At 62.4% G+C, this 9812-nt stretch carries 8 protein-coding genes, 1 tRNA gene and 1 pseudogene; 7 read left to right on the plus strand and 3 right to left on the minus strand.

Annotation, left to right across the window (positions count from 1 at the left end):
- Window positions 1-227, minus strand: a pseudogene (locus tag KH616_RS15620) (recombination regulator RecX); the annotation flags it as partial.
- Window positions 227-1294: a recombinase RecA gene (gene recA, locus KH616_RS15625; RefSeq protein WP_292247811.1), complete on the minus strand. Its 1068-nt coding sequence runs from the start codon at window positions 1292-1294 to the stop codon at window positions 227-229. The pseudogene KH616_RS15620 and the gene recA, both read right to left, overlap by 1 nt.
- 197 nt (window positions 1295-1491) lie before the next feature.
- Between recA and KH616_RS15630 the strand changes: the two genes are divergently transcribed.
- From KH616_RS15630 to KH616_RS15650, 5 genes are all read left to right on the plus strand, one after another.
- Window positions 1492-2217, plus strand: coding sequence for a response regulator transcription factor (locus KH616_RS15630; RefSeq protein WP_292247814.1), 726 nt, complete (start codon window positions 1492-1494; stop codon window positions 2215-2217).
- Between the two features lie 18 nt (window positions 2218-2235).
- Window positions 2236-3765, plus strand: a complete 1530-nt coding sequence (locus KH616_RS15635) for a sensor histidine kinase (RefSeq protein WP_292247817.1) — start codon at window positions 2236-2238, stop codon at window positions 3763-3765.
- Window positions 3766-3989: 224 nt separating this feature from the next.
- Window positions 3990-5648 (plus strand): MFS transporter, encoded by a 1659-nt coding sequence (locus KH616_RS15640; protein ID WP_292247820.1) that lies wholly within the window; start codon window positions 3990-3992, stop codon window positions 5646-5648.
- Between the two features lie 132 nt (window positions 5649-5780).
- Window positions 5781-5857, plus strand: a tRNA-Met gene (locus KH616_RS15645).
- A gap of 144 nt (window positions 5858-6001) precedes the next feature.
- Window positions 6002-7051, plus strand: a complete 1050-nt coding sequence (locus tag KH616_RS15650) for a site-specific integrase (RefSeq protein ID WP_292247823.1) — start codon at window positions 6002-6004, stop codon at window positions 7049-7051.
- Here KH616_RS15650 and KH616_RS15655 read toward each other — a convergent pair.
- Entirely contained in the window at window positions 7022-8005 is a 984-nt protein-coding gene (locus KH616_RS15655) for a hypothetical protein (protein WP_292247825.1), read from the minus strand. The two genes, KH616_RS15650 and KH616_RS15655, sit on opposite strands and share 30 nt — an antisense overlap.
- Before the next feature lie 94 nt (window positions 8006-8099).
- Between KH616_RS15655 and KH616_RS15660 the strand changes: the two genes are divergently transcribed.
- Both KH616_RS15660 and KH616_RS15665 read left to right on the plus strand, forming a co-directional pair.
- Window positions 8100-8336, plus strand: a complete 237-nt coding sequence (locus KH616_RS15660) for a hypothetical protein (protein ID WP_202821318.1) — start codon at window positions 8100-8102, stop codon at window positions 8334-8336.
- Window positions 8337-8344: 8 nt separating this feature from the next.
- A complete protein-coding gene (locus KH616_RS15665) occupies window positions 8345-8947 on the plus strand; it encodes a helix-turn-helix domain-containing protein (RefSeq protein WP_292247831.1) in 603 nt (200 codons plus the stop codon).
- The last annotated feature ends 865 nt before the right edge of the window (window positions 8948-9812 follow it).

Below are 9812 nucleotides of genomic sequence, written 5' to 3' on the forward strand. Positions count from 1 at the left end.
CGGTCATGCGCATCGAACGCCTCATCGTCGTCGAACGGATCAACCGGTGCTGCTACCTCAAACGAAACGAGGGCATCGTCGGATGCCCTCGTTTCGGTACGGCTTGCGGAGCGCCCCGCAAGCCGCCGGACGGCACCGGGTGACGCGACGGGCCGGCCGGAAGCGCCCGGCGCATCGTGCGCGTCGTGCCCGTCCGGCCTGCCTGCGTCACCCCGGTGCCTGACCATCACTCTTCTTCGTCCATCGCCTCGGCTGCGTCCGCGCCTTGCGGCATCGCAGCGACGCCGAGCGATTCGCGAATGCGGTTCTCGATCTCGCGCGCGATTTCCGGATTCTCGCGCAGGAATTCGCGCGCATTGTCCTTGCCCTGGCCGATCTTCTCGCCGTTGTAGCTGTACCAGGCGCCCGCCTTGTCGACGATCTTCGCCTGCACGCCCAAGTCGATGATTTCGCCCTGACGCGAGATGCCCTCGCCGTACAGGATGTCGAAGATCGCTTCGCGGAACGGTGGCGACACCTTGTTCTTGACGACCTTCACGCGGGTTTCATTGCCGATCACCTCGTCGTTCTTCTTGATCGAGCCGATCCGGCGAATGTCGAGACGCACCGACGAGTAGAACTTGAGCGCGTTGCCGCCCGTCGTCGTTTCCGGGTTGCCGAACATCACGCCGATCTTCATCCGGATCTGGTTGATGAAGATCACGAGACAGTTCGTGCGCTTGATCGTGCCCGTCAGCTTGCGCAGCGCCTGCGACATCAGGCGAGCCTGCAGGCCCGGCAGCGAATCGCCCATCTCGCCTTCGATTTCGGCCTTCGGCACGAGCGCCGCGACCGAGTCGATCACGATCATGTCGATCGAGCCCGAGCGCACCAGCGCGTCGGTGATTTCCAGCGCCTGCTCGCCGGTGTCCGGCTGCGAGATCATCAGTTCCGGCACGTTGACGCCGAGCTTGGCCGCGTACTGGACGTCGAGCGCGTGCTCGGCGTCGATGAACGCCGCGGTGCCGCCGAGCTTCTGCAGTTCGGCAATGACCTGCAGCGTGAGCGTCGTCTTGCCGGACGATTCCGGCCCGTAGATCTCGACCACCCGGCCGCGCGGCAGACCGCCGACGCCGAGCGCGATATCCAGGCCCAGCGAGCCCGTGGACACCACCTGGATGTCCTCGACCGCCTCGCCGTCGCCCATGCGCATGATCGACCCTTTGCCGAACTGCTTCTCGATCTGCGCGAGCGCGGCGGCCAGCGCCTTGCTCTTCTCGGCAGTCAGCCCGGAGCCTTTCTTGCTTTCTTCCATGAATCGTCCTTTGCTATGATGAGCAGCGTCTGATACGGGTGCGCAGGGTTCGATACCGCTGGCACACGGCGAATTCAGACACTGTATAAAAAAACAGTGTTTTATGCAAGCCCGCAATGCGGGCTGCACGACACACGAATTACTTCGGAGACAGCCGTGCCGGCGCAATCGCCCGCCGGCCACCGGTCACGCAACCCATGCGAATTCTCATCGCCGAAGACGACAGCATACTCGCGGACGGCCTCACCCGGTCACTCCGCCAATCGGGCTATGCCGTCGATCACGTGAAGAACGGCGTCGAGGCCGACACGGCCCTGTCGATGCAGGCATTCGACCTGCTGATCCTCGACCTCGGCCTGCCGAAAATGCCCGGCCTCGAAGTATTGAAGCGCCTGCGCGCCCGCAACTCCAACCTGCCCGTGCTGATCCTGACTGCCGCCGACAGCGTCGACGAGCGCGTCAAGGGGCTCGACCTCGGCGCCGACGACTACATGGCCAAGCCGTTCGCGCTGAACGAGCTCGAGGCGCGCGTGCGCGCGCTGACCCGGCGCGGCGCGGGCGGCGGCCCGACCGTCGTGCGGCACGGCTCGCTCGCATTCGACCAGGTCGGCCGCACCGCCTATGCGAACGATCGCGTGCTCGACCTGTCCGCGCGCGAGCTCGGCCTGCTCGAAGTGCTGCTGCAGCGGATCGGGCGCCTCGTGTCGAAGGAACAGCTCGTCGACCATCTGTGCGAATGGGGCGAGGAAGTCAGCAACAACGCGATCGAAGTCTACGTACACCGGCTGCGCAAGAAAATCGAGCCGAGCGGCGTGCGCATCGTCACCATGCGCGGGCTCGGCTACTGCCTCGAGAAAGCCGCCCCCGCCAGCGCGCCCGACACCGCCGCGCAACCGGCTGCGGCCGGCACGCCGCAGCGCTGACGCGCGAGCCGAGCCGCCATGGCCACGCCGGCCCGCTCGCGCCATCCGACCGGCGACACCGCGCGCGACGCACGCTACGAGAATCCGTTCGCGCCGCCCGACGAGACCGATGCGCCCGAAGCCGCGCGGCCGCGCTCGCTGTTCGGCGAGATCCTCGACTGGATGCTCGCGCCGCTCCTGCTGTTCTGGCCGATGAGCATCGCCGTCACCTATCTCGTCGCAAAGACGATCGCGAACGGCCCGTTCGACCGTGCGCTCGAAACCAACGCGTACGTGCTCGCACGGCAGATCCATCCGGTCAACGGCATCGCCGAGCTGACGCTGCCGCAGGCGACGCGCGACTTCCTGCGCGCGGACAACATCGACAGCGTCTATTTCCAGGTGCTCGGCACGCGCGGCGAACTCGTCGCGGGCGAAGCGGACCTGCCGCTCCCGCGCGAAGACGATCGTCCGCCGCCCGGCGTCGTCGTGTTCCGCGACGATCTGCTGCGCGGCGACGACATCCGCGTCGCGTATACAACTGTCGCGCTGCCGCAGACGAGCGGCACCCAACCGGTGCTCGTGCAGGTCGGCGAGACGCTCGACAAGCGCAACGCGCTGGCGAACGACATCATCAAGGGCGTGATCCTGCCGCAGTTCGTAATCCTGCCGCTCGCGATCCTGCTTGTCTGGTTCGGCCTGTCGCGCGGGCTCGCGCCGCTCAATGCGCTGCAGGTGCACATCCGCGCCCGCCGTCCGGACGATCTGTCGCCCGTCGAGGCGCAGCGCGCGCCGCCGGAGATCGAACCGCTCGTCACGTCGTTCAACGACCTGCTCGCGCGGCTCGAGCAGAACATGGCGCTGCAAAAGCGCTTCATCGCCGACGCCGCGCACCAGATGAAAACCCCGCTCGCCGGCTTGCGCACGCAAGCCGAGTTCGCGCTGCGCCATGATGTGTCGCCCGACGTGCAGCGCTCGCTCGAGCAGATCGCGACGAGCTCCGGGCAGGCCGCACGGCTCGTCACGCAGCTGCTCGCGCTGGCCCGCGCGGAGAACCGCGCGAGCGGGCTGATGTTCGAACCCGTCGAGATCGCGACACTCGCGCGGCGCGCCGTGCGCGACTGGGTGCAGGCCGCACTCGCGAAACGGATGGATCTCGGCTACGAAGGCCCGGACGACGACGCGCCGCTCGACGTCGACGGCAATCCGCTGATGCTGCGCGAAATGCTCGGCAACCTGATCGACAATGCGATCCGCTATACGCCGGAAGGCGGACGCATCACCGTGCGCGTGCGCGCGGACCGACCCGCACGCGCCGTGCATCTCGAAGTCGAGGACACCGGCCCCGGCATTCCGGCCGCCGAGCGAGAACGCGTGCTCGAGCGCTTCTACCGGATCCTCGGCCGCGACGGCGACGGCAGCGGCCTCGGGCTCGCCATCGTGCGCGAGATCGTCACGCAGCACGGCGGCGCGCTGACGCTCGACGATCACGTCTACCAGGACGCGCCGCGCCTCGCCGGCACGCTCGTGCGCATCACCCTGCCCTTGCACGAACCGGCCCCGGAATAACCCTGACGTGCGCCGCAACATCGCGACGCGGAAACGCAATTTGCGCGCAATTGAAGCACCGTTACCGAAAAATCATCACCAGAAGCCGGATATTGAGACCGGGTTAACACCCGATCGTTTTGCGTGCGCGAGTCAGTGCGCCGTAAGTTTGCGCGCCAATAATCGTCGACAGGTTCGCCTCCGAGGCGGCCGTACATTTACATCAAAGGACTTGGAGACGATTCATGGCAACGTTAGGCGGGCAAATTGCGCACGCGCCGATGACGGGCGAAGAGAAGAAGGTGATCTTCGCGTCGTCCCTCGGCACGGTGTTCGAATGGTACGACTTCTACCTGGCCGGCTCGCTGGCGGCCTATATCAGCAAGAGCTTCTTCGCCGGCATCAACCCGACCGCGGCCTTCATCTTCACGCTGCTCGGCTTCGCGGCCGGCTTCGCGGTGCGGCCGTTCGGCGCGATCGTATTCGGGCGCCTCGGCGACCTCGTCGGCCGCAAGCATACGTTCCTCGTGACGATCGTGATCATGGGCGTATCGACGTTCGTCGTCGGCTTCCTGCCCGGCTACGCAACGATCGGCATCGCCGCGCCGGTGATCTTCATCGCGATGCGCCTGTTGCAAGGTCTCGCACTCGGCGGCGAGTACGGCGGTGCGGCAACCTACGTCGCGGAACATGCGCCGGCGCACCGGCGCGGCTTCTATACCGCGTGGATCCAGACGACCGCGACGCTCGGCCTGTTCCTGTCGCTGCTCGTGATCCTCGGCGTGCGCACGTTCATCGGCGAAGAGGCATTCGGCGCATGGGGCTGGCGCGTGCCCTTCATCGCGTCGATCCTGCTGCTCGCGGTGTCGGTCTGGATCCGGCTGCAGCTGAATGAATCGCCGGTGTTCCTGCGCATCAAGTCGGAAGGCAAGACGTCGAAGGCGCCGATCAAGGAAGCGTTCGGCCAGTGGAAGAACCTGAAGATCGTGATCCTCGCGCTCGTCGGCCTGACGGCCGGCCAGGCAGTCGTGTGGTACACGGGCCAGTTCTACGCGCTGTTCTTCCTCACGCAGACGCTGAAGGTCGATGGCGCAAGCGCGAACATCCTGATCGCGATCGCCCTGCTGATCGGCACGCCGTTCTTCCTGTTCTTCGGCTCGCTGTCGGACCGGATCGGCCGCAAGCCGATCATCCTCGCCGGCTGCCTGATCGCCGCGCTGACCTACTTCCCGCTGTTCAAGGCGCTCACGCACTTCGCGAACCCGCAGCTCGAACTGGCCACGCAAAAGGCGCCGATCAGCGTCGTCGCCGATCCGGCGACCTGTTCGTTCCAGTTCAACCCGGTCGGCACCTCGAAGTTCACGAACTCGTGCGACGTCGCGAAGGCCGCGCTGGCGAAGGCCGGCCTGAACTACGAGAATGTCGCGGCGCCCGCCGGCACAACCGCCCAGATCAAGGTCGGCGACACCGTAATCGACGCGTACGACGGCAAGGTCGCCGACGCGAAAGCGAAGGGCGCGGCGTTCGACAAGACGCTCGCCTCGACGCTGAAGGCCGCCGGCTACCCGGCGAAGGCCGATCCGGCGCAGCTCAACTGGCCGATGACGATCGTGATCCTGACGATCCTCGTGATCTACGTGACGATGGTCTACGGTCCGATTGCGGCGATGCTGGTGGAGATGTTCCCGACGCGGATCCGCTATACGTCGATGTCGCTGCCGTATCACATCGGCAACGGCTGGTTCGGCGGCTTCCTGCCGGCGACGGCGTTCGCGATCGTCGCGGCGAAGGGCAATATCTATTCGGGGCTGTGGTATCCGATCGTGATTGCGCTTGGCACCTTCGTGATCGGCCTGCTGTTCGTCAAGGACACGAAGGACTCGAATATCTACGCACAGGACTGATGTGCAAGACCGCCGCCGGCGCCGTCATCATGCGCCGGCGGTGGACCGGATCGGCTCATCAACACTTTTTTCGGGAAAATGGAAAAAAGTGTTGACACGCTGGCTCAACTTGCCCATAATTTTATTTCTGTTGGCGAATTAGCTCAGTCGGTTAGAGCGACGGAATCATAATCCGCAGGTCCGGGGTTCGAGTCCCTGATTCGCCACCAAATACAAAACCCCGGTAGATCGTTGATCTACCGGGGTTTTTCACTTCCGGCCCTGTTGGTTCGCTGCGAGCCGATTTCTTTTACGATCCTCTCGCGGTGCAGTTTCGGTGCAATACGCGGTGCAGACCTCAAGGAAGGAGCACCATGGCAGCACTGACAAAACCCCCCCCTGGCACCTGGAAAGCGACCATCCGGCGCGTTGGCTGGCCGACGGCCGCTAAGACGTTTCGCACGAAGCGCGATGCCGAGGATTGGGCTCGACGCACCGAGGACGAGATGGTGCGCGGCGTATTCATACAGCGCGCGCCGTCCGAGAAGACCACGGTTGCCGACGCACTCGACCGCTACGAGCGGGAAATCGTCCCCACGAAGAAAGTCAGCACACAGCGCCGAGAAGGCGCTCGCATCCGCGAACTGAAGGCCCACTTCGGGAAGTATTCGCTTGCCGCCGTAACCCCCGACCTCGTGGGCCGCTATCGCGACGATCGGTTAGCGCAAGGCAAGGCCAACAACACCGTCCGCCTCGAGCTCGCCTTGCTCGGCCATCTGTTCAACGTGGCGATCAAGGAATGGCACATCGGGCTGATCTTCAACCCTGTCGCCAACATACGTAAGCCCAGTCCCGGCGAGGGGCGAAATCGACGTCTATCCGGTCGCGAGCAAGCGGCGCTACTCGCAGCCGTAGATGAGCACTCGAATCCGATGCTGGGCTGGATCGTGCGCATCGCGATAGAAACCGGCATGCGTCAATCCGAGATACTTGGACTGCGCCGCGGCCAGGTCGATCTGGAACGGCGCGTCGTGCGACTGACGGACACCAAGAACAATGCGGCCCGCACGGTGCCGCTGACCAAGCTCGCCGCATCGGTCCTGCAAAACGCTCTCGCCAATCCCGTCAGACCGATCGACACTGATCTCGTGTTCTTCGGGGAGCCCGGCCGCGACGGAAAGCGGCGCGCATATCAGTTCACCAAGATCTGGAACGGCCTCAAGAAGCGCACCGGCCTGGTCGATTTCCGCTTCCATGATCTACGACACGAGGCGGTCAGCCGCCTAGTCGAGGCTGGGCTAACTGATCAGGAAGTGGCTTCGATCAGCGGGCACAAATCGATGCAGATGCTGCGGCGGTACACCCACCTCCGTGCGGAAGACCTCGTCGGCAAATTAGATGCCCTTGCGTCGCCCCGACGTTAATTCCCATAGACTCGCCAACATGGCCGAGTGATCATCTTCGCTCGGCCTGAATAGAAACGGATTGCTGGCATAGGCCACGGCGAAGAACTCCGGATCGCCGCCATGCACTGCCTCAAGGAATTTTCGATACTCGGGATACAGGACCAGGTTCGCCTGCTCCCTGTTCATAAAATACTCTCGCAGATCATCCCAAATCTGGACGATTTGTAGCCACGGCGACCATTCCACCAGTGCGAGCCAGAGGAGCAAATGAATTGATACGGCGGTCTGGAAATCTCCGTACATAGCTTGCCACTGAAGCCTATAAAGAACGATCGCCCGGCCAAGATCCTCGGCTTCGATCCGCGCGCCCGCTCGAGAGTTCGACCACAGCTTCATCTCAAGATCGCCAACTACTGTGCCGAATTCCTCCCCCTCGCCCCAAGCGACGCCATCGTCACACCCCGCATAGATATCCCACAGTGCGGAGGGGTCATCCTTACACCCCCACAGAGCTCGCCACAAATAGCCAGGCCCGAACTCGAACAGATCACAAGCACTCTGGTGCCGCCCCGACGCTGGGGGATAAAACAACTCGACGTCTCGCCGTCTCCGCTCCGGATCCGGCGGATCATAGAAACGGGCGTCGGGAAACAACTCATGCAGGTGATCAATCGACGCTTTCGTCAAGGTCGCATCACCCGCAAAGTTCTTCGCCCACTTTCCCGAGCGAGCAGTCTCCCACGAAACAAGCGGATGCCGCTCCCCCATCGTTCGGTCGAACCATTGTGCGAATTGATTAGCGTTGCGAACACTCTCCGCACGCCACGCCAGAGCATGCATCGTGGCAATCGTGCGAATGCGATCACGAAAACGCTCATCGTCAGTTTTGGTCGGGCGGCCGCGCCTCGGCCACACTAGATCGAGGCGAACATCCGGCGGATTCTCAATAGTCTTGGCGGGCTGCAGCATCATCTGAAGCGGCGTATTTATTTTACGAACCAATATACCCCAGCCTAGCGAAAACTACAGATACCAACCGTAATTTGTAGATGCCATCGAACTCCCTATGACAGCCACCCTCGCGACCCTGAAGGAACGCTATTCCGTCTTGATGACGCTGGACCAACTCGCGGAGATTCTTGACCGCAGCCCGGAAGGACTCCGCATCAGCCTGAGCACGTCACGATCCAATTGGGCACAGCACATCAACGCTACCAAGGTTCACATCGGCCGACGGATCTACTTCCGCACGGAAGCAATTGCCCGATTGATAGACGAACAGTTCTCTGTTCAAAAGCCGTGAGCCCCGCCATGAACGAACGACAGGGGGAATTCTTCCGCGCGGAAACGACATGGTTCCATGTGTTTCACTCGATGATCGCGACGGGGGATATCGCGCGCATAGGGCCGTACGCGGTCACGGTCTATCTGGTGATCAAGGCCCACGCAAATTTCGAAACAGGGAAGTCCTTTCCCGGCATCGACACCCTGGTAATGGAATCCGGCATCAGCCGCAGCCAAGTCCTCCGCTCGCTGGAAGCTCTCGAGGTCAACGGATACATCACGAGAACCCGCAAGGGGCGACGCAACGAATACCGGCTCCGCGAGAAGATTTGCATCCAAGATGGGGCTGGGCGCCCTGCGGCCGTGGCAACGTGGGACTACCTCCCCTCTTCGATCAAAGCAGCCACTGCCGACCTGAAAAACGTCTTGGTCTCAGGGGATTTCTCTGGGTCAAGAATCGTCCAGATCGAGCGGTTGCAGGTCAACGTCACGCATGCCAGTGGCAACGCCGTCGTTTTCAATGCGCAGGATATCGCCTGTCTGCCTGAAGAAATGCGCGACATGTTGCTGTCGTTGCGGACAAAGATCGAGGCTCGGCGGCAGGAGGAGGTTATACACAGATCTACCTGATACGTGTCAGGCAGATACCTGACACATTCACATCGGTGTCCAGTTGACATCATTTCGCCGGGAATTGGTGCCTGAGTGACACCCTAACAAGATAGCTATTTATTGTTAACAAGATGCGCCTCACTTGCCCGGCGGCTGAGGATAACTCTTGCCATCGCACCAAAAAAGAAACCCGCAACAGCAGCGCTCGCTGGCGCGCACGGATGACCGCCGAATCGACTCCAACGATCCACGTGGATAGAAGGAATCCTATGAATAATTGCCGTCGTCGCCGACATATTCCGCCTACCGACCTTGTAGCACTGCATCGAGAGGTGCTTGCCCGCGGCCCGGAAGCTGCATTGCCACAAATCCTCAGCGTGCCGGCCAGTTTATTTGCACACACAACGCACACGGATTGCACACGGTCGCTCAGGATGCACACGTTCTGCCCTCCAAATGCACACGGCTTGCACCTCGCACCGCACTGCTTTGATGGCAGTAACGTGCTTGGGCCGACTTTTCGCAACGTTGCCCCTCTTTTCGCCCCCGGCATGTACCCGTTTTGTGCTCGCACCCTCGCCGGGCCCGCTCTTTGTACCCGGAATCCTGATTTAAAACCCGAAAGAAAAGGCTAGTGGAACATAAAGAGCGTGTTACACGCCACGTCACTTCTGCGGCCGAAGCCCCGAATTTTATAGCTTTGGCGCGTATTACACACTCGTCAAATTCTGGATGCTTGTGACACATAGGGAACACATGAAGGAACACCTTACTGCGCGCCTCGATACGCATCTGTGGAGCAGCCCCCTGAAACGCCGGACACAGTCACCCACTTACAATAACGGGTAGGCATAAGACTGTGTTTTCGACTAACACCAGGCAG

The sequence above is a fragment of the Burkholderia sp. genome (assembly GCF_018375725.1).
Lineage (GTDB): Bacteria > Pseudomonadota > Gammaproteobacteria > Burkholderiales > Burkholderiaceae > Burkholderia.